Genomic DNA, 24242 nt, shown 5'->3' with positions numbered 1-24242 from the left:
CCTGTGACCAGCCGGAAAGTGAAATCCGGGTGGGAGCCGCCCTCAGGCGGGCTCAGTCGTCGTCGCCGAGCACCGGTTCCGGCAGCGTGCCGGCGTTGTGCTCCATCAGACGCCAGCCGCGCGCGCCCTCGCCGAGGACGGACCAGCAGCAGTTGGAGAGCCCGCCCAGGCCCTCCCAGTCGTACGCGTTCAGGCCCAGCAGCCGGCCGATCGTCGTACGGATGGTGCCGCCGTGGCTGACCACGACGAGCGTGCCGCCGTCCGGCAGCCGGTCGGCGTGCTCGAGCACCACCGGCGCCGCCCGGTCGGCGACCTCGGTCTCCAGCTCGCCGCCGCCGCGGCGGACGGGCTCGCCGCGCTTCCACGCCGCGTACTGCTCGCCGTACTTCTCGATGATCTCTTCGTGCGTGAGGCCCTGCCACTCACCGGCGTACGTCTCGCGCAGCGCGGCGTCGTGCGTCACGGGCAGGCCCGTGACGGCGGCCAGCTCGGCGGCCGTGGCGGAGGCCCGCCGCAGGTCCGAGGCCAGGATGGCGGCCGGCTTCAGGGAGGCGAGCAGCCGGGCGGCGCGGCGCGCCTGCGCCACACCCGTCTCGGTCAGCTCGATGTTCGTGGAGCCCTGGAAGCGGCGCTCCAGGTTCCACGAGGTCTGGCCGTGCCGCCAGAGAACGATCTTCCGGCCCGTCGTGCGGGTGGGGGTCGCGCTCAGAACAGATCACCGTCCAGGTCCTCGTCGCCCGCCGCCTCGCGCAGCTTGGCGTGCTCCTCCGCCTTGCCCTTGGTGAGCTTGGCGTCCTCGGGCAGCTCGATCTCGGGGCAGTCCTTCCACAGGCGCTCCAGCGCGTAGAAGACCCGCTCCTCGCTGTGCTGCACGTGGACGACGATGTCGATGTAGTCGAGCAGGATCCAGCGGGCGTCGCGGTCGCCCTCGCGGCGCACCGGCTTGGCGCCGAGCTCCTTGAGCAGGCGCTCCTCGATCTCGTCGACGATCGACTTGACCTGGCGGTCGTTGGGCGCCGAGGCGAGCAGGAAGGCGTCGGTGATCGACAGCACGTCGCTGACGTCGTACGCGATGATGTCGTGCGCGAGCCGGTCGGCCGCGGCCTGGGCGGCGGCGGTGATGAGCTCGATGGAGCGGTCCGTGGCGGTCACTGGCCATGCTTTCGGGTTGGCGGGCAGATCCATACAAGGGTCTCATGTACCGCCGACCCCGCCCGCGCGCAGCGTCCCGCGCGGCCGGGGCATCGCCCGAGGGCCTGGTCAGGCCCGGTCCAAGGCCTGGTCAGGACGGTTTGTAGTCCTTGCCCAGGGTCACCACGATGTCGGCGTTCACGGTGTTCTCGCCCTTCTTCACCGCGGTCTCCGCCAGACCCAGCGTCTTGGCCACGTCGACCGCCTTGGCCCGCTGCGCGTCGTCCTGGTACGTGATCTGCGTGGCGGGCTGGGTCTTGTCGGCCTTGCCGCCGTCCACGAAGGTGTAGCCGCCGTTCAGCAGCGCCGCCTTCGCCGCGACCTGCGTCTTCTCGTCGCCGGTGGCGTCCTTGAGGCCGACGCGCGGTGCGGTGCCGGCCTGGGCCGCACTGAAGCTGCCGCCGAGCACCTCCTTGACGACGTTCTTGTTGGCGTCGTCGGTGAGCGTGCCGTCGGGCTTCACCGCGAGGACGTCCGTGCGGTACGCGCCCTCCTTGGCGTGCTCGCCGAGCCTGGCCAGCAGGGCGCCGAGGGCCTGGGCGTTCAGGGAGGGGTCGAGGATCTGGCCCATGCTCTCGACGGTGACGGTCGCCGACTTCGCGTCTCCGGGGACCTTGCGCAGCACTCCGTAGAGCACCTTGCCGAGCCGGTCCAACTGCTTGGCCTCCGGCTCGCCCTGGCCGCGGTACGTGGCGTACGCGACGGCCATCGCACCGCTGAGGTGCTGCTTCGGCCCCTGCCCCACGGCCGGGATCTTGGCGGCGTCGTCGGCCGGGACCGCGACGTCGGTGTCGGTGTCGATGCCGCCGACCAGCTCGACCAGGTTCTCCAGGAAGGGGGTGTCCAGACGCCAGGTGCCGCCGATGTGGGTGCCGAGCACCGAGTCGAGGGAGTCCTTGACGCCCACGCCTCCCTCTTCGACCGCCTTGCCGAGGGCCGTGCCGGTGCCGTCGTCCTTCGCGACGCCCAGCGTGTTCGGCAGCAGGACGGTGGCGCCCTTCCCGGTGGTGACGTTGTCGACGAGCAGCGCCGTGGTGGTGCCGCCCTTCTTGGTGTTGTGCAGGTGGACGACGATCATGTCGCGCTTCTGCGGTCCGGCGGCGGCCGCCGCGCCCTTCTTCTGGCCGGGGCCGTCGAGGAACGGCAGCTTGCCCGCGTACCAGAGGTAGCCGACGCCCGCGACGACGAAGAGGGCGAGGACGACGATCAGGGCGACGACCCGGTTGCGGCCGCGGCGGCGGGCCTCCTCGCGGCGCTCGGTCCGGCTCTCGGTGAACTTGAGCCAGTCGATGACGTCCTCGGAGTCCTCGTCCGGCTGGTCGATGAAGGCGAACTGCTCGGTGCGGTAGTCCGGGTCGGACGGCCCGCCCTCGGACCGGCGCGGTTCGGGGACGCGGTCGGGGCGCGGCGGCTCCGGCTCGGCCGCGGGGGCGGGAGCCGGGGCGGGAGCCGGGGGCTCGGGGGCGGCCTGCTGCGGGATCCACTGCGGGGTCTGCTGCGTGTCGTACCCGTGGCCGGGGGCCTGCGGGTACTCCTGCTGCCCGTACTCGGGGGCGGCCGACTGCTGCGGCTGCTGCTGGTAGTACGCCTGCTGCGGCTGCCGGGCGTAGCCCTGGGGGTCGTAGCCGTACTGCTGCTGCTCGTACTGCTGGTCGTACTGCTGGTCGTACTGCTGGTCGTACTGCTGCCCGGGGGCGGGCTGCGCGGGCACCTGGCCGTACACCGGCCGCCCGTACGGGTCGTAGCCGATGAGCTGCTGCTCCTGGGCGGCATACGGGTCGTACGGATCCTGTCGGTCGTTCACCGCGGGGCCCCTCTCTCCGGAAGCTCAGGCTCCCCGGTACAGCTCACGCTTGTCGATGTAGCGCACCACACCGTCGGGCACCAAGTACCAGACAGGATCGCCCTGGGCGACCCTGGTGCGGCAGTCCGTGGACGAAATCGCCAGCGCGGGCACCTGCACCAGGGAGACGCCGTCCTCGGGGAGCCCGTCGTCGGTGAGCACGTGGCCCGGCCGGGTGACGCCGATGAAGTGGGCGAGCGAGAAGAGCTCGTCGGCGTTGCGCCAGGTCAGGATCTGGGCGAGGGCGTCGGCACCGGTGATGAAGAAGAGGTCGGCGTCTTCGTTGAGGGCGCTCAGATCACGCAGGGTGTCGATGGTGTACGTCGGCCCGCCGCGGTCGATGTCGATGCGGCTCACCGAGAACTGGGGGTTCGAGGCCGTCGCGATAACCGTCATCAGATAGCGGTCCTCGGCGGGGGACACGGCGCGCTGCGACTTCTGCCACGGCTGGCCGGTCGGTACGAACACCACCTCGTCGAGGTGGAACAGGGCGGCCACTTCACTGGCGGCCACCAGGTGTCCGTGGTGGATCGGGTCGAATGTCCCGCCCATCACGCCGAGCCGGCGCTTGACCGGGCCGGTAGGCATCTCCTGCTCTCCCATGAGCGCAGAGCCTACTGGCCCGGCGGAGCGGCGCGGACCCGCGATCGCGCGCGTGCGCGACGGCCGGTTCAGCGGTCGCGGTTCAGGCGCGTGGTCACCCAGAGCATCAGGAGCAGGATGAACAGCGCGCCGCCGCCGGTCAGGTACGGGTTCAGGCTGTCGTGGTTGCCGCCGTGCTGCTCGGCGCCCTCCGACGCGAGAACGACCAGGTTGTGGGCGGTGGAGGAGAGGCTCATCAGGCAGATACCTATCGAGTCGGGGAGCGGGCGGAGACTTCGCTCACATCGTATGCGGGGGCCTGGGGCACGCTCACGCCGACTCAGGCGTTGGAGAGGATAGACGCAGGAGCGCACAGGCCGATCAAGGGGGAGGGCGTTATGACGGAGACCGGTTTCGAGAAGGTGCCGGCAAGGGACCGCAGGAGGTTCCCGGGCATCTCCTCGCGCGCGTACGAGCATCCGGCGGACCGCTCGGCGCTGGTGGCGCTGCGCAAGCTGAGCGGGTTCGACACCGTGTTCAAGGCCCTGAGCGGGCTGCTTCCGGAGCGGAGCCTGCGGCTGCTGTTCCTGTCGGAGTCGGTCCGGGTGGGCGAGACCCAGTTCCCGCACCTGCACGAGATGCTCCGCGACGCCTGTTACATCCTGGACCTGGAGAAGGTCCCGCAGATGTACGTCCAGCAGGACCCGAAGCCGAACGCGATGTGCATCGGGCTGGACGAGCCGATCATCGTGGTGACGACGGGCCTGGTCGAGCTGCTCGACGAGGAGGAGATGCGGGCGGTCGTGGGCCACGAGGTGGGCCACGCGCTGTCGGGGCACGCGGTGTACCGCACGATCCTGCTGTTCCTGACGGGTCTGGCGCTGAAGGTGGCGTGGATCCCGCTGGGCAATGTGGCGATCATGGCGCTCGTGACCGCGCTGCGCGAGTGGTTCCGCAAGTCGGAGCTGTCGGCCGACCGGGCCGGCCTGCTGGTCGGGCAGGACGTGAACGCCTCGATGCGCGGCCTGATGAAGATCGCGGGCGGCAACCACCTCCACGAGATGAACGTGGACTCCTTCCTGGCCCAGGCCGAGGAGTACGAGTCGAGCGGCGATCTGCGCGACTCCGTGCTGAAGATCCTCAACGTGCTGCCGCGGACGCATCCCTTCACGACCGTGCGGGCGGCCGAGCTCAAGAAGTGGTCCCAGAACCGGGACTACCAGCGGATCATGGACGGCCACTACCCGGGGCGCGAGGAGGACAAGGACGCCTCGGTGTCGGACTCCTTCCGGCAGTCGGCCTCGCACTACGCGGAATCGGTGCGCAGCAGCAAGGACCCGCTGTTCAAGCTGGTCGGGGACATCGCGGGCGGGGCCGCCGACGTCGGCGGCAAGCTGCGCGACAAGTTCACGGGCGCGGCCGGCGGTGGCTCGGGCGCGGCAGGCGGGGCGAAGGGCGGGGCTACGGGGCAGGGCTGACGGGAGCCTCCCCGGCGGGCGTGGGCGGCGCCAGTACGCCGCACAGCCCGGCGGTGCGCCTCGGGGTGCCGCTGGCGTACGGGTCGCTCGCGGCCGGGCCGACCGTGGTCGGTCCGGCTCCGGCCAGGACCGGGCGGAATCCTTCGGCGGGATCGGTGGAGCAGTCCTGCGGCCCGGCCATCACGTAGGCGGTGACCAGCTCGGCCCGGCGGGCCGTGAGGTCCTCCCGGTCGAAGCGCAGCTTCAGCTCCCGCCGGACGGTGAAGAGCGAGGCGCCGTCGGCGGCGGCCGGGGATCCGGTGGCGGGGCGCACGGCGTACACGAAGGTGTGGTCGGTGATCACTTCGAGGACGTCCGCGGAGACCTCGTCGATGGCGAGGGTGCCGCTGACCCGGACCCGGGTGTCGGCCACGACGGCCGTGCCCGGGTCGAAGCGGACCAGCCAGCCGGTGACGGCGTGCCGCCCGTCTCCGGAGGGCGTGGTCATGCTGCGGTCGAACTGGTCCGTCTGGTCGGGGTCGAGCAGGACCCGCACGGGCCGGGTGGCGGCCCCGGCCAGCACGTCGGGGTCCAGCGAGGACTGCACCAGGTAGTCCTTGGCGATGGACAGCGCGGTGACGACCTGCCCCTCGGTGAAGTGGTGGGTGCGGCGCGCGCCGGGCAGGTTGATCCCGGCCGCCCCGACGCGGTAGTCGGCCGCCGGGCTCTTCGCGTACAGGTCGACGGGCCGTCCGCCGGGCACGGCGGTGGAGGGCGCGAGCGGCACGACCGTGCTGGTCAGTGGCTCGGCGCGGCCGATGGCCGGGGGCAGTGCCGGGTTGCTCAGGCCCATGTAGACGGCCACGGCGAAGGCCACGGCGATGAGCAGCACGAGCAGCATGCCCTGGCGGGCGCCGCGGCCGGGGGTGCTGGTCCGGGGCCGGGAGGAGCCGCCGGACCACATGGACCGGCTGCGTACGGCCCGTGCGTGTTCACCCATGCGCTCCTGGGCGGAGAACTCCTGGAGCCGGGCAGCCCGGACGAAGTCCTCGTCGAACACCACCGACCGGTACTCGTCCGACCGGAACTCCTCGTCGCCCCCGCCGATGCCCTCGGGGGTGCCGTCGGGTGGATCTCCTGGCACGGCCATTGCTTCTCCCCGCTGTCCCCGCTTCAGAGAAGCCCCCTGCTCCGGTGAACGCGAGTGGGGTCGTACCTTCAGGGTTGGCGGCCGACGGGGTACGTAAACGCTCCGGCGCCGGTGACTTCGGTGAGCGGGGTGGTGGCGGGCGCGGGCGCGTGGTCCGCGTCGCTCGACACGCTGCGGTAGACGGCGCTGAAGGCCAGGGCGACCATGCCGAGGCCCATCACGAAGGCGAGCACCCAGGCGACCGGGCGCAGCCAGGGCGAGCGGCCCCGGTAGGGCCGCAGGGCGCCGCCGTAGGCCCCGTACGGGCCTTCCGCGTAGCCGGGGCGGTTGTCCCAGCCGGGTTCGTCGAGGCCGTACCCCTCGGGGCGGCCGTAGCCGTAGCCGTCGTAGTCCTCGTCGGAGGTCCAGCCGCCGGCGACGGCCCGGGCGGCTTCCGCCTCCGCGCGTGCCCGGTCCGCGGCGCGCTGGCGTTCCGCGGCGCTCGGCTCATGGATCTCTGCGCTCCGGACGAAGTCCTCGTCGAACACCACGGAGGCGAAGTCCTGATCCGCGCCTCCGCGGTCGTCGTTGTCGGGGTCCCCGTCGTCCGGGAACTTGCCCCCCACGTCGTCCGGCACAGCACAAGCCTAGACCGGGGGGACCGCTTTGGGCAGGGTGTGAGCCGAATTCCGGCCACCCGGTGTGCGGGGTCCGACTACCGGACGTGACCGTCGCCCGTGACGATGTACTTGGTGGAGGTCAGCTCCGGAAGGCCCATCGGGCCCCGGGCGTGCAGCTTCTGGGTGGAGATCCCGATCTCGGCGCCGAAGCCGAACTGGCCACCGTCGGTGAACCGGGTGGACGCGTTCACGGCGACCGTGGTCGAGTCGACCAGCTGGGTGAAGCGGCGGGCGGCGGCCTGCGAGGTGGTGACGATCGCCTCGGTGTGGCCGGAGGTCCAGCGGCGGATGTGGGCGACGGCGTCGTCGAGGGAGTCGACGACCCCGGCGGCGATGTCGTACGAGAGGTACTCGGCGGCCCAGTCCTCGTCGGTGGCGGGCAGCGCGGTGGCCTTGGAGTGCTCGGCGGCCGCGAGGACCCGGTCGTCGCCGTGGACGGTGACGCCGGCCTCGGCGAGGGCGTCGAGGGCGCGCGGCAGGAACGCGTCGGCGATGTCGCGGTGGACGAGGAGGGTCTCGGCGGAGTTGCAGACCGAGGGCCGCTGCGCCTTGGAGTTGACGAGGATGTCCACGGCCATGTCGAGGTCGGCCTGGGCGTCCACGTAGACGTGGCAGTTGCCGGTACCGGTCTCGATGACCGGGACGATGGACTCCTCGACGACGGTCTTGATGAGGGAGGCACCGCCGCGCGGGATGAGGACGTCGACGAGGCCGCGGGCGCGCATCAGCTCGCGGACGGAGTCGCGGGACTCGCCGGGGACGAGCTGGATCGCGTCGGCGGGGAGGCCGGCCTCGGTGATGGCGTCGCGGAGGATCGCGACGAGGGCCGTGTTGGAGGCGTACGCGGAGGAGCTGCCGCGCAGCAGGACCGCGTTGCCGGCCTTGAGGCACAGGGCGGCGGCGTCGACGGTGACGTTGGGGCGGGCCTCGTAGATGATGCCGACGACGCCGAGCGGGACGCGGATCTGGCGGAGGTCGATCCCGTTGGGGAGGGTCGAGCCGCGGACGACCTCGCCGACGGGGTCGGGGAGGGCGGCGACGTCCCGGACGTCGGAGGCGATGGCCGCGACCCGGTCGGGGGTGAGGGTGAGGCGGTCGATGACGGTCTCGCTGGTGCCGGCTTCACGGGCCTTGGCGATGTCCGCGGCGTTGGCCTCGACGATCTCGGCCGTACGGGCCACCAGCGCGTCCGCGATGGCCAGCAGCGCGGTGTCCTTGGCGGACCGCGGGAGGGGGGCGATGGCCGCGGCGGCGGTGCGGGCCGCTTGCGCGGTGGCGATCACGGGCGAGGCGGGGGCGTCGAGCGAGGTCATGCCGCCCAGGGTAGTCCCCGGCCCCGCCCGGGCCGACGGGGTTCCACCCCGCGAGACGCCCCGGACACGGTCCCGTGCCGCCACACCGCGCGGGCCGCGGGCCGTGGGCCCGGGAACTGAAACGGACCGGCCCCGGCTCCGCCCGTGGCCACGCCCCGCGGCCCGCCGGACGGAGTCCGGTGCAGTGGGCCGAAGCCCGGGGGGGGGCGTGCGGGGCGCGCGTCTAATAGGGGTGCACGCCCACCGGATGCGCCGGGGGCGGGCCGTAGCCCTCCGCCACTCGGAGGTGGTACGTCGCGCGGTCGATGACCTCCAGGCCGACGATCTCCCACGGCGGGAGCTGCGCCGAGGAGCGGTGCTCGCCCCACAGGCGCAGGGCGACGGCCGCGGCGTCGTGGAGGTCGCGGGCCTCCTCCCAGTACCGGATCTCCGCGTGGTCGTCGGCGTACCGACTGGTCAGCAGGAAGGGGTGGTCGTGCGCCAGCTGTTCCAGGCCGCGCCGGACCTCCGACAGCGGCGCCGGCTTGCCGGAGACGCTCAGGGTGACGTGCCACAGGCGGGAGGCTTCGACCTGCTCGCCGTCCCCGCCGCCGCTGATGCTGGTCAGCGCTCGTCTCACCAGCCCGCCTCCTGTCTGCGCCATGCCTGTCCGCCCTTCACAGTTGACCAGTCCCCGGCCCGCCGCGCGGCGGTTTTACCGAACCTCAGCCCTCCAGCAGGACCAGATCGTCGCGGTGTACGACCTCGCGCTCGTACGCCGGGCCGAGCTCCTTCGCCAGCTCCCTGGTGGAGCGGCCCAGCAGCTGCGGGAGTTCCTTGGCGTCGAAGTTGACCAGCCCGCGGGCCACCGCGCGGCCGTCGGGCCCGCGCAGTTCCACCGGGTCTCCGGCGACGAAGTCGCCCTCGATGGCCGCGATCCCGGCGGGCAGCAGGGAGCTGCCGCGCTCGGTCACCGCGCGTACGGCTCCCTCGTCGAGGACCAGGTGGCCCTGCGGGGTCGAGGCGTGCTGGAGCCACAGCAGCCGGTCCGCCGAGCGCCGGCCCGTGGCGTGGAAGTGCGTTCCGGTGAGGCGGCCGGCCAGGGCGTCGGCCGCCTGGCTCGCGGAGGTGAGGACGACGGGGATGCCTGCCGCGGCCGCGATCCGGGCCGCCTCGACCTTGGTGACCATGCCGCCGGTGCCGACTCCCGCCTTGCCGGCGCTGCCGATCGACACGTGCGCGATGTCCTCGGGGCCGCGCACCTCGTCGATGCGGGTGGTGCCGGGCAGCGACGGGTCGCCGTCGTAGAGGCCGTCGACGTCGGACAGCAGGACGAGGAGGTCGGCGCGGACCAGGTGGGCGACGAGGGCCGCGAGCCGGTCGTTGTCGCCGAAGCGGATCTCGTCGGTGGCGACGGTGTCGTTCTCGTTGACCACCGGCAGGGCGCCCATGGCCAGGAGCTGGTCCAGGGTCCGGTACGCGTTGCGGTAGTGGGCCCGGCGGCTGGTGTCGTCGCTGGTCAGCAGCACCTGCCCGACGCGGATCCCGTACCGGGCGAAGGAGGCGGTGTACCGGGCGACCAGCAGCCCCTGCCCGACGCTGGCGGCGGCCTGCTGCCGGGCCAGGTCGGTGGGGCGGCGGCGCAGGCCGAGCGGGGAGAGTCCGGCGGCGATGGCCCCGCTGGAGACGAGGACGATCTCCTTCTCCCCGCCGCTGCGCGCCTTGGCCAGTACGTCGACCAGGGCGTCCACCCGGTCGGCGTCGAGTCCGCCGGCCGCGGTGGTCAGGGAGGAGGATCCGACCTTGACCACGATCCTGCGGGCGTCCACGACACCTTGCCTAGCCGCTGACACGTCTGTCCCCTTGCCCCTTGCCGGTACGTCTGCCACCTCAATCTACGGGGTGGTGCGGCGCGCCCGCGCAGGGGTTTCAGCCGGTGGACTCAGGCCCCGGTGCCGCTGCGGGCCGGCTCCGGGTCCTGGGCCGCGGCGGCCGCGCCCGGGACGAGGATCTTGCGCGACAGCAGGTACGTGAAGGGGATGGCCACGACCGCGGCGACGAGCGGGGCGATCCGGGTGTCGAGTCCGGCCCAGGTCACCAGGGCGTAGAGCCCGGCGGACTGGATCACGTAGTTCGTGATGTTCGTCAGCGGGAAGAGCAGGAACTTCTTCCAGGTGGGCTTGGTCCGGTAGGTGAAGTACGTGTTCATGAAGAACGAGCCGACCATCGCCAGGAGGAAGGCGAGGGTGTAGGCGAGGAAGTACGGCATCCACGGGTGCAGCAGCAGGTAGATGACGAAGAAGGTGCCGGTGTTGACGGCGCCGACGAGGCCGAAGCGGAAGATCTGGCCGAGCTGACCGCGCATGGTTCAGCGCACCTCCCGCTCGGCGGAGACCGCCGGGCGCGTGGCGGACAGGCCGCCGCGCTCGCGGGCGCCGGTGTGGACCCCGGCGGCGTCGGGCCGGGCCTGCGGGTCCGCGCCGTGCGCCTCCTTCACCAGGAAGTGCGGGCGGCGCTTGGTCTCGTAGTAGATGCGGCCGATGTACTCGCCGATCAGACCCAGCATGATCATCTGGACGCCGCCGATGCCGGTGATGATCGCGACGAGGGTGACGTAGCCGGGTGCGTCGATGCCGTTGGTCATCGCGCTGATGGCGACGTACACGGCGTACAGGACGGTCAGCGCCACCAGCGACACGCCCGCCCAGATCCCGATCCGCAGCGGCCGGTTGTTGAAGGAGATCAGCCCGTCCATGGCGTAGTTCAGCAGGGAGCCGAACTTCCACTTCGTCTCGCCGGCCTCGCGCTGGGCGTTGCGGTAGTCGAAGTGGACGGTGTCGAAGCCGATCCAGGAGAAGAGGCCCTTGGAGAAGCGGTTGTACTCGGGCAGGGACAGCAGCGCGTCCACGGCCTGCCGGGACAGCAGGCGGAAGTCTCCGACGCCGTCCGTGAGCTCCACGTCGACCCAGCGGTTGACCCCGCGGTAGTAGAGGCGGCTGAGCGCGGAGCGGACCTTCTTGTCGCCTTCGCGGGTGCGGCGGGCGATGATCTGGTCGTGGCCCTGCCGGTAGTAGTCGAGCATCGTGGCGATGAGCTCCGGCGGGTGCTGGAGGTCGGCATCCATGATCACGACCGCGTCACCGGTCGCCTCGCGCAGGCCGGCGAGCATGCCGGCCTCCTTGCCGAAGTTGCGGCTGAAGGAGACGTACCGGGTCCTGTCACCGTGCTCGGCGGCGATCTTGCGGAGCTTGGCGAGGGTGCCGTCGCGGCTGCCGTCGTCGACGTAGCAGACCTCGTACTCGACGGGCAGGGAGTCCAGGACCCTGCGGATCTCCAGGTCGAAGCTGTCGATCACGGCTTCTTCGTTGTAGCAAGGGACTACTACGGACAGCTTCGTCATGAACACTTCCTGCTGGGTCCGAACGGGTGATTGTCGGCGACCGGACCCGCCACACACCTCTTCCTTAGAAGTATGCACGCCGGGGGTCGGCCTGCCGGATCCGAGCGCGGCACACGGTAGCTTTGACGGGTTAAGCGGAATGGAACAAAGGGATCGAGGTGCACGTGCCTGACGTCTCCGTGGTCGTCATCGTCTACAACGACGCAGAGCGTCTGCCGACAGCCGTCCAGTCGGTTTTGGACCAGACCCTGCACGGGGTCGAAGTCGTGATCGTCGACGACTGCAGCAAGGACCGGTCGTACGCGGTCGCGCAGGAGCTCGAGGCCGCGCACCCGGGGAGAGTGCGCGCCTTCCGCCTGCCGGAGAACAGCGGCGGCTGCGGTGCCCCGCGCAACCACGGCATCCGGCAGGCCACCGGCACGTACGTCATGTTCCTGGACAGCGACGACGTGCTGGAACGAAACGCCTGCCGAAACATGCTGGCCGCGGCCGAGCGGACCGGTTCCGACCTGGTCTCCGGCATGTGCGTGCGCGTCCACCTCGACAACAGGTGGGGCAAGACCACCGAGTGGTACCCCTGGATCTACTCGCGCACCCGCACGCTGGAGTCGATCACCGAGGACCCGGACCTGCTGGTCTACGACACCCTCTCGACGAACAAGTGTTACCGGCGCGCGTTCCTGCTGGAGCAGGGCCTGGAGTTCCCGGTCGGCATCCACTACGAGGACCTGCTCTTCTCGGCGCAGGCCTACGTCGCCGCCCGCCGCATCACGCTGATCCCGAACCACGTCTACTACTGGAACGTGGTCGAGAAGGCCTCCGCGAAGTCGATCAGCAACCGGCGCCACGAGATCGCGAACTTCGTCCACCGGATGGAGATCCACCGCCGCGTCGACGAGCTGCTGGCCGCCAAGGGGCACACGGACATCAAGTCCGCGAAGGACGCCAAGTTCCTCAAGCACGACCTGGTGCTGCACCTGCGCGACCTGCCGCTGCTGAGCGACGAGTACCGCCAGGAGTTCGCCCGCCTCGCCAACGGCTACCTGGAGGGCATCGACCCGGCCGCGTACGAGAACGTCACGTACCTCCAGGCGATCTGCGCGTACCTGCTGGGCAAGGAGGACTGGGACAACCTGCTCCCGGCCGCCGACGCGATGACCAACAAGGGCCGGCTGACCTCCCCGCTCGCCGAGCGCGACGGCCGCGTCTACTGGTGCGCGGAGCACATCGACGGCCCCGACGGCGACGAGGCCCGGCGGATACTGGACGTCACCGGGCAGGCCTTCCACACCACGCCGCTCACCTCCCTCGCCCTGGGCAACCGGCTCACCTCCTACGAGGACGACGGCCGGGGCACCGTGACGGTGTCCGGCTCCGTCGTGAATCCGCTGGGCCGGATCCCGGCCGACGCCCAGCTGTCGGCCACGCTGGAGTTCCGGGCCCGCCGGCAGATCGGCGTACGGTCCTTCAGCTTCCCGGTGGCAACCGTGCGGCACGCCGGTGACACGATCGAGTGGACCGCCACGGCCGACGTCGCCGGCACCGTCCGCCCCCTCGGCATCATCGACGCCGTCTGGGACGTCCGCCTGAAACTGAACGCGGGCGGCACCCGCCTCACCACCCGCGTCTCCGTCGGCGGGGTCGACCTGGAGTCGGCGGCCCGCCTGCGGGTGCGCCCGCGGCTGACCCGGCTGGTCTCGGACCGCTTCGCGCCGGAGGTGACCAAGAAGGGGAACCTCTCCTACGTCCTGACCGCCGAGGGAGCCGCCGCCGTCCGCACGCAGACGCTGATCAGCAGCGCGATGCACGGCAGAGCCGCGGGCGTGGTCAAGCGGGGCCTGCGCAAGGCGCTGCGGGCCCGGCGCAACCTCGGCTCGGGCGAGCAGAAGGTGAAGGTCTACCACGAGGTCTTCTCGAAGCTGCCGATCAAGAAGGGCACGGTCGTCTTCGAGAGCCACATGGGCAAGCAGTACAGCGACAGCCCCAAGGCGATCTACGAGGAGATGGTCCGCCAAGGCGTCCCGTTCGAGGCGGTCTGGTCGTACGCGGGCGGCAAGCCCACCGGCTTCCCCAAGGACGCCACCCTGGTGCGCCGCTGGAGCTGGCCGTACCTGCGCGCGCTGGCGCAGGCCGAGTTCTGGGTCGACAACCAGGGCTTCCCCCTGGCCCTGACCAAGCGCGAGGGAACCACGTACATCCAGACTTGGCACGGCTCCGCGCTCAAGCGCATGGGCTTCCACGAGCCCCGCACCAAGGCGCAGGGCAAGGCCGGCCAGGACCGGTTCCAGGCGGCGGTCAACCGCTTCGACCACTTCCTGATCCGCTCCGAGCACGACGCCCGCACCCTCGCCAAGGGCTTCCGGCTGCGCGACGAGGTGCTGCTGCGCACCGGCTACCCGCGCAACGACGCCCTGGTCGAGGCGCACCGCGCCGAGTCGCAGAGCGGGGAGCGGGTGCGCGGGCCGCTCGCGGCCGAGCTGGGCATCGACCCGGAGAAGAAGGTGCTCCTGTACGCGCCGACCTTCCGGGCGAACGCGGACGGCGCGGTGGAGGGCTTCGAGTTCCCCTTCGACGTGGAGGAGTTCGCCGAGCGCCTCGGCGACCGCTTCACGCTGCTGGTGCGCACGCACTACCTCAACAGCGTCTCGCTGCCGCCGTCGGTGGCGGGCCGGGTCATCGACGTGTCCCGGCACCACGACATCACCCCGCTGCTGGCGCTCGCCGACGGTCTGATCACCGACTACTCGTCCGTGATGTTCGACTACTCGGTCCTGGACCGGCCGATGCTGTTCTTCGCCTACGACTACGAGAAGTACGCGACCGACATCCGCGGCACGTACTTCGACCTGAAGGAGAAGGCGCCCGGTCCGGTGGTGGCCACGGCCGACGAACTCCTCCAGGCGCTGGCCGCCTTCGACGAGGCGGACGCCAAGTACGCCGAGGCGCGGCAGCGTTTCCTCACCGAGTTCGGCGAGTACGACCGCGGGGACGCCGCCCGCCAGATCGTCGAGAAGTTCTTCACCGGGAGCCGCAAGTGAGCCGGGACATCTTCATCGTCTCCAACAGCGTCGACGAGCTCGGCGGCGTCACGACCTGGTCGCACCAGATGGCCGGGCTGCTCACCGACCGCGGGCACCGGGTGCACATCGTCGGCATCGCCCCGGTCGCCGAGGAGATCCGGCAGAAGCTGCCGCAGGACCTGCCGTACGCGATGACCACCCTGTACGACACCCACCCGCCGAAGGCCCGCCACCTGCGCGGGATCAAGGGCAGGCTGAACGCCCCCGAGCGGCGCCGCCAGGCGGCCCGGCGGGCGCAGATGCGGGCCAAGGCGGAGAAGCTGAACGAGCTCTTCCGCGCGGCCGGCCCCGGGGCCGTCGTAATCGTCACGCAGGTCTGGGCGATGGAGTGGGTGGCGCTCGCCGACACCAAGGGACTCGGCGTCATCGGCATGAGCCACGAGTCGTTCGAGGCCAGCCAGAAGTCCACCCGCGCCGATCGGGTCCGCCGCCACTACCGGGAGGTCGACCGGCTGCTGGTGCTGACCCCGGAGGACGCGGACCTGTGGATCCGGGCCGGCATGGAGAACGTGGGCAGCATGCCGAACCCGCTGCCGTTCATGCCGGACTCCCCCGCACCGCGCACGGAGAAGGTCGTCGCCAGCGTCGGCCGCCTCGCCTTCGAGAAGGGCGTGGACCTGCTGCTCGACGCGTGGGCCGACGCCGCCCCGCACCACCCCGACTGGGTCCTGCGGATCTACGGGGCGGGCGTCGAGGAGCCGGCGCTGCGGGCGCACGCCGCCGGGCTCGGGCTGACCGACTCGGTGGAGTGGATGGGCAGCACCGACGACGTGCTGGGCGCGCTGCGCGGGGCCTCGGTGTTCGCGCAGGCCTCTCGGGCCGAGGGCTTCCCGATCACACTGCTGGAGGCGATGGCCGCGGGCGTTCCGGTGGCCGCGTTCGACTGTGCGCCGGGCGTCCGGGAGATCGTGGCGCACGGCGAGGACGGGCTGCTGGCCCGGCTGGGCAACACGATGGAGCTGGCCGGGCACCTCGACGTGCTGATGTCGGACCGCGCACTGCGCGACCGGCTCGGCGACAACGCGTTCCGCAGCGTGCAGCGGTACTCCAGCGCCGAGATCACCGACCGCTGGGAAGAGCTGTTCTCGTTCCTGGAGCGCTGAGCGGCCCCCCTACGAAGCCGCCCGCCCCGGAACGCATCCGGGGCGGGCGGCTTCGTGCTGTTCGACGCGGCGTACGGGCTCAGCGCGCGACGTGCGGCAGCTCGCCCTTGCGGTTGGCCTCCCAGCCCGCCCAGGCCGAGGTGATCATCTCGCGGACGTCGTGCTTGGCCTTCCAGCCGAGCTCCGCCGCGATCTTGTCGGCCGAGGCCACGACCTTCGCCGGGTCACCGGGGCGCCGCGGGACGACGACGGGCTCGTAGGAGTGCCCGGTGCCCTCGTTCAGCAGCTCCGCCATCTCCCGCACGGAGACGCCCTCGCCGCGGCCGATGTTGACGGTGAGGTCCTTGTACTCCCCGGTCGCGCCCCACTCGACGAGCTTGCGGGCCGCCACCACGTGGGCCTCGGCGAGGTCCTCGACGTGGATGTAGTCGCGGATGCAGGTGCCGTCCGGGGTCTCGTAGTCGTCGCCGAAGATGCGGGCGCCCTCCCCCTTGTCGAACCGCTCGAAGACCATCGGCACCAGGTTGAAGACCCCGGTGTCCGCGAGCTCGGGGGCGGCCGCGCCCGCCACGTTGAAGTAACGCAGGCAGGCGGTGGAGATGCCGTACGCCTTGCCGGCGGCGCGGACCAGCCACTCGCCGGCCAGCTTCGTCTCGCCGTACGGGCTCAGCGGCGCGCACGGGGTCTCCTCGGTGACGAGCTCCACGTCGGGCATGCCGTACACGGAGGCGGAGGAGGAGAACAGGAAGTTGCGGACGCCGGCCGCGGCCACCGCGCCCAGCAGGACCTGGAGGCCCTGCACGTTCTCGTGGTAGTAGAACAGCGGCTTCTCGACGGACTCGCCGACCTGCTTCTTGCCCGCCAGGTGCACCACACCGGTGATCTTGTAGCGCCGGATGGTCTCGTCCAGGTTCAGCCGGTCCAGGACCGTGCCGATCACCAGCGGGACGCCCTCCGGGACGCGGTCCTCGTTGCCCGTGGAGAGGTCGTCGTAGACGACGACGCTCTCACCTGCGGCGACCATCGCGCGGACGACGTGGGAGCCGATGTAGCCGGCGCCACCAGTGATCAGAAAAGTCATGCGTATCTCCCTGGGGTCCCCGGAGCTGATCCGGAGTCCTGTCCGAAATCTCGGGCGACCTTGCGATCGCCGACTGTCTTCACTCCGATCCGCGGCCTGCCCGGGCCCGGTGGAGACGGTTGCGTACGAGGCTCAGCGCGCCCGCGGCACCCGGCGCGAGCCGCAGGGCCAGCGATCCCCCGCCCGTACGGAACGGCTGCGCCAGCAGAACACCGTACCTGCTGCTCGGCAGGGCACGGCGGCGCAGGAGGTCGTCGAGGGGGCGCGGGGAGGTGAGCAGGGAGCTCCCGTCGGCGAACTCCACTCCCACCTGGACGCCCCACGACTGCATGCCCCGGCGCCCCTGGCGGCGTCCCGCGGCGGCCACTGCGGTGAGCCGGAACGGCAGTTCGGCGCTCCAGCCGTCGCCGTCGGCGGCGGGGCTCAGCTCCACCGGCCGGTCCTGCACGGGCTGCCCGCCCGCGCGGGGTACGAAGCTCAGCCGGGCGGTGCGCGGTCCGGCTTCGGCGAGGCGCCCGTACAGCTCGCGCACCCGGATCCGGAGCCGGCCCGCACCCACCGGTTCGGCGTCGATGCTGACGGGCAGTCCGGCCACCGGCAGCCCGGCCAGCCCGTCCAGGACGACCGGGAGCTCCTCGCTCCACACGGGCCGCCCGTCCGGGCCGGTCGCGTACGGGGGCAGCAGCCGGGGCGGCTCGGCGGCGAAGCGGGTGAGCCGCTCGACGTCGGCGGGCGGGGTCGCGGTGGCCCGCAGCAGCCGGACGACCCAGCGGGCGTGCGCCCCGGCGGCCTCCACGGCGGCCTCGTCGAACCCGGCGACGTAATCGCGGGTCAACGTCCACCAGGCGGCCTGGTATTCGGGGTCCCGGCCGAGCTCGCGCAGGTACATGCGCAGGTCGTACTCCAGGAACTTCACCTGGCAGGCGAGGCCCAGCTCCGGGGAGGAGTCGGTGATGATCCGGCAGGCCGTGCGGTGGGCCTCGATCCGGGAGCGCCAGTTGCCGACGTCCTTGCGGTCCAGGGAGATCGACACCTGGGCGGCATCGCGGCGCACGTGCCAGACGTAGACGAGGTCGCCGATGACGGCGATGCGCGGGGCGGCGGCCAGGACCCGCGCGGTGAAGACGAAGTCCTCGTAGATGAACCGGCCGTCCGGGAAACGGATCGCATGCTTGTCCAGGAAGGCCCGCTCGTACAGCTTGTTGACGCAGAGGGTGTCCCGGACCAGCTCGGGCCGGTCGGCGGGCCGCTCGATCACGTCGCCCGCGGTGTACAGCCCGGGCATCCAGGGCACGTCGTGGTGCTGGGGCAGCTCACGGCGTACGCACGCGCCGACGGTCACCGGCGCGCGGTGCTCCTCGGCGGCGCGCACGAGGGCGTCGGCCGCCCCCGGGGGCAGCACGTCGTCGCTGTCGAGGAAGAGGACGTACGGGGAGCTCGCGGCCGCGATCCCGTCGTTGCGCGGGGTACCGCAGCCGCCGCTGTTCTCCGTGCGGTGCACGACCTTCAGGCGCGGGTGGACGGCGGCCAGCTCGTCCAGCACCCGCGCGGTGCCGTCGGCCGAGGCGTCGTTGACGGCGATCACCTCGGCGACGACCGGGCCCTGGGCGAGAGCCGAGGAAACGGCCTCGCCCACGAGCACGGCGTCGTTGTACGCGATCACCACGACGGAAACGCTGGGAGTGTTGGTGCTGCTCACCCAGTGGATCCTAGGCGACCGGGGTAAACATCACTTCAACTCCGCCGTCCGGGGCACGCGCACGGCAAAGCGGCAGATCAGAAGGGCCGGAACTCGTCGTACTCCTGCTGCGCCGAGTCCCCGCGCTTGGCTTCCTTCTCCTTGCGGCGGGTGGTGGCCGGACGCGGGGCTTCCAGGCGGTGGTCCTCACCGCGGCGGCCCAGCATCTCGGCGCCGGCCATCATGGTCGGCTCCCAGTCGAAGACGACCGCGTTCTCGTCGGAGCCGATGGCGACGCCGTCGCCGGCGCGGGCGCCGGCCTTCTTCAGCGCGTCCTCGACACCGAGGCGGTTGAGGCGGTCGGCCAGGTAGCCCACGGCCTCGTCGTTGTTGAAGTCGGTCTGGCGGACCCAGCGCTCCGGCTTCTCGCCGCGCACCGTGTACACGTCCTCGACCTCGTCGTACGTGACGGTGAAGCCGGCGTCGTCCACGGCCTTCGGGCGGATGACGATGCGGGTCGCCTCCTGCTTCGGCTTGCGGGCGCGCGCCTTGGCGATGCCCTCGGCGAGGAAGTAGGAGAGCTCCTTGAGGCCCGTGCGGGCGACCGCGGAGACCTCGAAGACCTTGTAGCCGCGGGCCTCCAGGTCCGGGCGGACCATGTCGGCGAGCTCCTGGCCGTCGGGGATGTCGACCTTGTTGAGGACGACCAGGCGCGGACGCTTCTCCAGGCCGCCGCCGTAGAGCTTGAGCTCCTCCTCGATGACGTCGAGGTCGGCGATCGGGTCGCGGTCGGACTCCAGGGTCGCGGTGTCCAGGACGTGCACGAGAACCGAGCAGCGCTCGACGTGGCGCAGGAACTCCAGGCCGAGGCCCTTGCCCTGGCTGGCGCCCGGGATGAGGCCCGGGACGTCGGCGATGGTGTAGACGGTCGAGCCGGCCGTGACGACGCCCAGGTTCGGGACGAGGGTGGTGAAGGGGTAGTCCGCGATCTTCGGCTTGGCGGAGGAGAGCACCGAGATCAGCGAGGACTTGCCGGCGCTCGGGAAGCCGACGAGGGCCACGTCGGCGACGGTCTTGAGCTCCAGGACGATGTCGCCGGTGGCGCCGGGGACGCCGAGGAGGGCGAAGCCGGGGGCCTTGCGGCGGGCGGAGGACAGCGCGGCATTGCCGAGGCCGCCGCGGCCGCCCTCGGCGGCCACGTACGTGGTGCCCTGGCCGACGAGGTCGGCGAGGACGTTGCCCTCCTTGTCGAGGACGACGGTGCCGTCCGGCACGGGCAGGACCAGGTCCTGGCCGTCCTTGCCGGAGCGGTTGCCGCCCTCGCCGGGCTTGCCGTTGGTGGCCTTGCGGTGGGGGCTGTGGTGGTAGTCCAGCAGGGTGGTGATCGCCTGCTCCACCACCAGGATGACGTCGCCGCCACGGCCGCCGTTTCCGCCGTCGGGGCCGCCGAGCGGCTTGAACTTCTCCCGGTGAACGGAGGCGCAGCCGTGGCCCCCGTTACCCGCGGCGACATGCAGCTCGACGCGGTCCACGAAGGTGGTCATGGTTGTTCCTCCAGATACATACGGGAATGTCCCGGGCAGGCCTAGCTGCCCATTAAAACGTGGTCTGTATGACAACGCACCGAGGGCGGACCTCTCTTCCCGGCTCGCGCCGGGAAGAGCTGAGATCCGCCCTCGGGAAGTTACGTACCGCTGATCAGCAGGAGCTGGATCAGGCGGCCGGAACGATGTTGACGACCTTGCGGCCACGGTGCGTGCCGAACTCGACGGCACCCGCCTGCAGCGCGAACAGCGTGTCGTCGCCACCACGACCGACACCCGAACCCGGGTGGAAGTGGGTGCCGCGCTGGCGGACGAGGATCTCGCCGGCGGAGACGACCTGACCGCCGAAGCGCTTCACGCCGAGCCGCTGAGCATTGGAATCGCGCCCGTTCCGAGTGGACGATGCGCCCTTCTTGTGTGCCATGTCTCAGTCCCTCTTACTTCGCAGCCGTGGGGATACCGGTGACCTTGATCGCCGTGTACTGCTGACGGTGACCCTGGCGACGGCGGTAGCCGGTCTTGTTCTTGTAGCGCAGGATGTCGATCTTGGCGCCCTTGTGGTGGTCCACGATCTCGGCCTGGACCTTGATCCCGGCCAGCACCCACGGGTCGCTGGTCACGGCGTCGCCGTCGACAACGAGCAGGGTCGAGAGCTCGACCGTGTCGCCAACCTTGGCAGTGGAAATCTTGTCAACCTCAACGATGTCACCAACAGCAACCTTGTGCTGGCGACCACCGCTGCGCACGATGGCGTACACGCGGATCTCTCTCTCACTCGGGACGGATGCTCCTGAAGCCAGCCGCTCAGGCAGCCCCCTCTTGCGGGGGGACCGAACTGATCCGGATTGGACGAGCGGCCTCTCCTGCGGGCGAGGCCCGGCGGAGGAAGGTGCTCAGGAGCGCGACGCGCACCAGACGTAATCGTCTGGGACATGCCGACGGTCTAGGTTACGGGGCCGGTTCCGGAGGGTCAAACCGGGCCCCGTGCAGGCCGTGGGCCCCGCCCGGGGCGGGGTCCACGGCCGTGCGGCGGATCAGGCTTCGTCGGTCGGAGCCGAGACGGAGGGCAGCGACTGCTGCTCGGCCGCCGCGGTCTTCTTCGTCGCCCGCTTCGCCACGGTCTTGTTGGCCGTCGTCTTCTTCGCGACGGTCTTCTTGGCAGCCGTCGCCTTCTTGGCGGCGGTGGCCTTCTTCGCCGGGGCCTTCTTGGCGGCCGTCTTGCGGACCGCCTTCTTGGCCGGCTTCTCGGCCGCCGCGTCGTCGGCCTGCGGGGCCTCCGCCTCCTCGGCCGGGGCCGGGGCGGCCTCGGGCTCGGCGGCGGGGGTCTCGACGACCACCACGGCAGCCTCCGCCGCGCCGGCCGGGGAGCCGGCGGGTGCGGTGGCCTTACGGGTGGCACGGCGACGCGGACGGGCCGGAGCGGCCTCGGCCGCGGGGGCCTCCTCGACCGGCGCCTCGGCCACCGGGGCCTCTGCGACGACCTCGGGCTCCGGGGCGGCCGGGGCGGCCTGTTCCGGCGCCGGCTCCGGCTCGGCGGCGGTCTCGGCCACCGGGGCCGGGGCCGTGGCCTTGCGGGTGGCCCGGCGACGGGTACGGCCCTTGGGCGCGGCCTCGACCGCCTCGGCGGCCGGGGCGGCCTCCGCGACGACCTCGGCGGCCGGCTCCAGCACCGTGTCGGCCGGCTCGGTCACCGGGGCGGCCTCGACGACCGGCTCGACGACGGGCTCGGCCACCGGCTCGGCCACGGGGGCCGGCGCCGGGACGGCCGCACCGCGCGGGGCACCCGCCGGGGCGGTCGCCTTGCGGGTGGCCCGGCGGCGGTTGCGCCGACCGCTCAGGCCGGCCGCGGCCTCCGCCTCGGCGGGGCTGCCGTAGAGCTCCTCGTCCGCGACGAACGCCGGCTCGGGCAGCGCCACCGGCGCCGCGAGCTCGGCGGCCACCTCGGCCTCGGTCTCGGTCTCGAGGACCTCGACGGTCTCGACACCCTCGATCTCGTGGTCGTGCTCGTGACCGCGGCCGCCGCGACGCTTGGCGCGCTTGCCGTTGCCACCGCCGCCGACCGCGGTCGGCGTCTCCATGTGCACGATCACACCGCGTCCGTTGCAGTGGACACAGGTCTCCGAGAAGGACTCCAGCAGGCCCTGGCCCACCCGCTTGCGGGTCATCTGGACCAGGCCCAGCGAGGTCACCTCGGCGACCTGGTGCTTCGTACGGTCGCGGCCCAGGCACTCCAGCATCCGCCGCAGGACCAGGTCGCGGTTGGACTCCAGGACCATGTCGATGAAGTCGATGACGACGATGCCGCCGAGGTCGCGCAGTCGCAGCTGGCGCACGATCTCCTCGGCCGCCTCCAGGTTGTTCCTGGTGACGGTCTCTTCGAGGTTGCCGCCCTGACCGGTGAACTTGCCGGTGTTGACGTCGATGACGATCATCGCCTCGGTCTTGTCGATCACGAGGGAACCGCCCGAGGGCAGCCACACCTTGCGGTCGAGCGCCTTGGCGAGCTGCTCGTCGATCCGGTACGTCGCGAAGACGTCGACCTCGGAGGTCCAGCGCGACAGCCGGTCGGCCAGGTCCGGGGCCACGTGGTTCACGTAGCCGTGGATGGTCTCCCAGGCGGTGTCACCGCTGACGATGACCTTCGAGAAGTCCTCGTTGAAGATGTCGCGCACGACGCGGACGGTCATGTCCGGCTCGCCGTACAGCAGGCTCGGCGAAGAGGTCGAGATCTGCTTCGACTTCTTCTGGATGTCCTCCCACTGGGCCTGCAGACGCTCGACGTCGCGGCGCAGCTCGTCCTCGCTCGCGCCCTCGGCGGCGGTGCGCACGATGACGCCCGCGTCCTCGGGGACGATCTTCTTGAGGATGGTCTTCAGGCGGGCGCGCTCGGTGTCGGGCAGCTTGCGGCTGATGCCGGTCATCGAGCCCTCGGGCACGTAGACCAGGTAGCGGCCGGGCAGCGAGACCTGGCTGGTCAGGCGGGCGCCCTTGTGGCCGATCGGGTCCTTGGTGACCTGCACCAGGACCGACTGGCCGGACTTGAGGGCGGACTCGATGCGGCGCGGCCCGTTGGCCATGCCGAGCGCCTCGAAGTTGACCTCACCGGCGTACAGGACGGCGTTGCGGCCCTTGCCGATGTCGATGAAGGCGGCCTCCATCGACGGCAGCACGTTCTGGACCTTGCCCAGGTAGACGTTGCCGACGTACGAGGTGGCTTCTTCCTTGTTGACGTAGTGCTCGACGAGCACGTTGTCCTCGAGGACGCCGATCTGGGTGCGCTCGCCGGCCTGGCGGACGACCATGACGCGCTCGACGGCCTCGCGGCGGGCCAGGAACTCGGCCTCGGTGATGATCGGGACGCGGCGGCGGCCCTGCTCGCGGCCCTCGCGGCGGCGCTGCTTCTTCGCCTCCAGACGGGTCGAGCCCTTGATGGACTGCACCTCGTCGGACGGCTCGGCCTTCTCTCGGGCCGGGCGCGGCTCGCGGACCTTGACGACGGTGCGTACGCCGTCGTCCTCGCCCGCTTCGCCCTCGGCGCCGGAGTCACCGCTGCGGCGGCGACGGCGACGGCGACGGCGGCTGGAGCTGGAGCCCAGGGCGCCGGTCTCCTCGTCGTCCTCGGTCTCTTCCTCTTCCGCCTCCTGCTCGGCGGCCTCGGCTTCGGCCTCGTCCTCGGCGGACTCGTCCAGGTCGGCGGCCTCACCGCGCCGGCGGCGACGGCCACCGCGACGGCGGCGGCGGGACGGGCGCTCGCCCGTCTCGTCGCCCTCTTCGAACTCGGCGCTCTCTTCGTCGAGCTCGGCGGCCTCGGCCTCGTCCTCGACGCGTTCCACGTCGGCCAGGGAGACCGGCGCGGACTCGGCGGCCGGGGCGGCCTCGGCCGCACCGCGGCCACGGCGACGGCGGCGGCCGGCCGGCTGGGCGGCGGGGGCCTGGACGACCTCGGCCTCGGCTTCGAGCTCTTCCTCTTCCTCGACCTCTTCCGCCTCGGCGGCCGCGGCGGCGGCCGCTGCGGCCATGGCCGCGGTCTCCGGGGTCTGGAACATCGGCTCGGCGAAGACCGGCGCCTGGAACACGGCGACGGCGGGGCGCACGGCGCGGCGGCCACGGACCGGGGCGAAGGCGAGTCCGACGACCTCGTTGCTATGACCGCCGAGGGGCTCACGGACACGTGTGCCGGGG

General features: G+C 71.7%; 21 protein-coding genes. 3 read left to right on the top strand and 18 right to left on the bottom strand.

Features of this window, described 5'->3' with window-relative positions; all coding sequences use genetic code 11:
• Window positions 1-52: 52 nt before the first annotated feature.
• The 5 genes from K7B10_RS26625 to K7B10_RS26605 form a co-directional block, all read right to left on the bottom strand.
• Entirely contained in the window at window positions 53-709 is a 657-nt protein-coding gene (locus K7B10_RS26625) for a histidine phosphatase family protein (RefSeq protein ID WP_229345431.1), read from the bottom strand.
• Window positions 706-1152 carry a ribosome silencing factor gene (rsfS, locus tag K7B10_RS26620; RefSeq protein WP_030159316.1) on the bottom strand — a complete coding sequence of 149 codons (447 nt, stop codon included), beginning with the start codon at window positions 1150-1152 and terminating at the stop codon, window positions 706-708. Before rsfS ends, K7B10_RS26625 begins: the two co-directional genes overlap by 4 nt.
• Window positions 1153-1282: 130 nt before the next feature.
• The gene (locus K7B10_RS26615; RefSeq protein WP_229339781.1) at window positions 1283-2995 is read right to left on the bottom strand and encodes an LCP family protein; all 1713 of its coding nucleotides are present in this window, start codon (window positions 2993-2995) and stop codon (window positions 1283-1285) included.
• 24 nt (window positions 2996-3019) lie between these two features.
• Window positions 3020-3637 carry a nicotinate-nucleotide adenylyltransferase gene (gene nadD / locus K7B10_RS26610; RefSeq protein ID WP_030862415.1) on the bottom strand — a complete coding sequence of 206 codons (618 nt, stop codon included), beginning with the start codon at window positions 3635-3637 and terminating at the stop codon, window positions 3020-3022.
• A 68-nt stretch (window positions 3638-3705) separates the two neighbouring features.
• Window positions 3706-3873 carry a hypothetical protein gene (locus tag K7B10_RS26605; RefSeq protein ID WP_037836848.1) on the bottom strand — a complete coding sequence of 56 codons (168 nt, stop codon included), beginning with the start codon at window positions 3871-3873 and terminating at the stop codon, window positions 3706-3708.
• Window positions 3874-4014: 141 nt separating this feature from the next.
• Between K7B10_RS26605 and K7B10_RS26600 the strand changes: the two genes are divergently transcribed.
• On the top strand, window positions 4015-5094 hold the full coding sequence (locus tag K7B10_RS26600) for a M48 family metallopeptidase (protein WP_229339779.1): 1080 nt from the start codon (window positions 4015-4017) through the stop codon (window positions 5092-5094).
• On the opposite strand, the gene K7B10_RS26595 is transcribed toward K7B10_RS26600, so the two are convergent.
• The 7 genes from K7B10_RS26595 to K7B10_RS26565 all read right to left on the bottom strand — a co-directional run bounded on the left by K7B10_RS26595 (window position 5078) and on the right by K7B10_RS26565 (window position 11574).
• Window positions 5078-6223 (bottom strand): SCO2583 family membrane protein, encoded by a 1146-nt coding sequence (locus K7B10_RS26595; RefSeq protein WP_229339777.1) that lies wholly within the window; start codon window positions 6221-6223, stop codon window positions 5078-5080. The two genes, K7B10_RS26600 and K7B10_RS26595, sit on opposite strands and share 17 nt — an antisense overlap.
• A gap of 68 nt (window positions 6224-6291) precedes the next feature.
• Window positions 6292-6840 carry an SCO2584 family spore wall biosynthesis protein gene (locus K7B10_RS26590; RefSeq protein ID WP_229339775.1) on the bottom strand — a complete coding sequence of 183 codons (549 nt, stop codon included), beginning with the start codon at window positions 6838-6840 and terminating at the stop codon, window positions 6292-6294.
• A 77-nt stretch (window positions 6841-6917) separates the two neighbouring features.
• The gene (locus tag K7B10_RS26585; protein WP_229339773.1) at window positions 6918-8195 is read right to left on the bottom strand and encodes a glutamate-5-semialdehyde dehydrogenase; all 1278 of its coding nucleotides are present in this window, start codon (window positions 8193-8195) and stop codon (window positions 6918-6920) included.
• 223 nt (window positions 8196-8418) lie between these two features.
• A complete protein-coding gene (locus K7B10_RS26580) occupies window positions 8419-8838 on the bottom strand; it encodes a DUF8830 family protein (protein ID WP_372481466.1) in 420 nt (139 codons plus the stop codon).
• A 61-nt stretch (window positions 8839-8899) separates the two neighbouring features.
• Entirely contained in the window at window positions 8900-10027 is a 1128-nt protein-coding gene (proB, locus tag K7B10_RS26575) for a glutamate 5-kinase (protein ID WP_229339769.1), read from the bottom strand.
• A gap of 89 nt (window positions 10028-10116) precedes the next feature.
• Window positions 10117-10539, bottom strand: a complete 423-nt coding sequence (locus K7B10_RS26570) for a GtrA family protein (protein ID WP_229339767.1) — start codon at window positions 10537-10539, stop codon at window positions 10117-10119.
• A gap of 3 nt (window positions 10540-10542) precedes the next feature.
• Window positions 10543-11574: a glycosyltransferase family 2 protein gene (locus tag K7B10_RS26565; RefSeq protein WP_229339765.1), complete on the bottom strand. Its 1032-nt coding sequence runs from the start codon at window positions 11572-11574 to the stop codon at window positions 10543-10545.
• 158 nt (window positions 11575-11732) lie between these two features.
• Here K7B10_RS26565 and K7B10_RS26560 point away from each other — a divergent pair, with 158 nt between their 5' ends.
• Together K7B10_RS26560 and K7B10_RS26555 are read left to right on the top strand one after the other, a co-directional pair.
• Window positions 11733-14612 carry a CDP-glycerol glycerophosphotransferase family protein gene (locus K7B10_RS26560; RefSeq protein ID WP_229339763.1) on the top strand — a complete coding sequence of 960 codons (2880 nt, stop codon included), beginning with the start codon at window positions 11733-11735 and terminating at the stop codon, window positions 14610-14612.
• Complete coding sequence (locus K7B10_RS26555) at window positions 14609-15757, top strand: glycosyltransferase (protein ID WP_229339761.1); 1149 nt, start codon at window positions 14609-14611, stop codon at window positions 15755-15757. The genes K7B10_RS26560 and K7B10_RS26555 overlap by 4 nt, the downstream gene beginning before the upstream one ends.
• A 79-nt stretch (window positions 15758-15836) precedes the next feature.
• On the opposite strand, the gene galE is transcribed toward K7B10_RS26555, so the two are convergent.
• The 6 genes from galE to K7B10_RS26525 form a co-directional block, all read right to left on the bottom strand.
• A complete protein-coding gene (galE, locus tag K7B10_RS26550; RefSeq protein WP_229339759.1) occupies window positions 15837-16838 on the bottom strand; it encodes a UDP-glucose 4-epimerase GalE in 1002 nt (333 codons plus the stop codon).
• A gap of 79 nt (window positions 16839-16917) precedes the next feature.
• Window positions 16918-18537: a glycosyltransferase family 2 protein gene (locus K7B10_RS26545; protein ID WP_229339757.1), complete on the bottom strand. Its 1620-nt coding sequence runs from the start codon at window positions 18535-18537 to the stop codon at window positions 16918-16920.
• 77 nt (window positions 18538-18614) lie between these two features.
• Window positions 18615-20060, bottom strand: a complete 1446-nt coding sequence (gene obgE / locus K7B10_RS26540) for a GTPase ObgE (RefSeq protein WP_030862386.1) — start codon at window positions 20058-20060, stop codon at window positions 18615-18617.
• 169 nt (window positions 20061-20229) lie between these two features.
• On the bottom strand, window positions 20230-20484 hold the full coding sequence (rpmA, locus tag K7B10_RS26535) for a 50S ribosomal protein L27 (protein ID WP_048480572.1): 255 nt from the start codon (window positions 20482-20484) through the stop codon (window positions 20230-20232).
• Between the two features lie 13 nt (window positions 20485-20497).
• Complete coding sequence (gene rplU, locus K7B10_RS26530; protein ID WP_030159347.1) at window positions 20498-20818, bottom strand: 50S ribosomal protein L21; 321 nt, start codon at window positions 20816-20818, stop codon at window positions 20498-20500.
• A gap of 276 nt (window positions 20819-21094) precedes the next feature.
• Window positions 21095-24242: Rne/Rng family ribonuclease (locus tag K7B10_RS26525; protein WP_229339755.1), on the bottom strand; the 3148-nt coding region annotated here is incomplete at its 5' end.

Origin of the sequence: Streptomyces flavotricini, assembly GCF_020639365.1 — a bacterium.
GTDB classification, from domain to species: Bacteria; Actinomycetota; Actinomycetes; order Streptomycetales; family Streptomycetaceae; genus Streptomyces; species Streptomyces flavotricini.
Note: the sequence above shows the minus strand (reverse complement) of the source record. Positions and strands in the feature narration are given on the sequence as shown.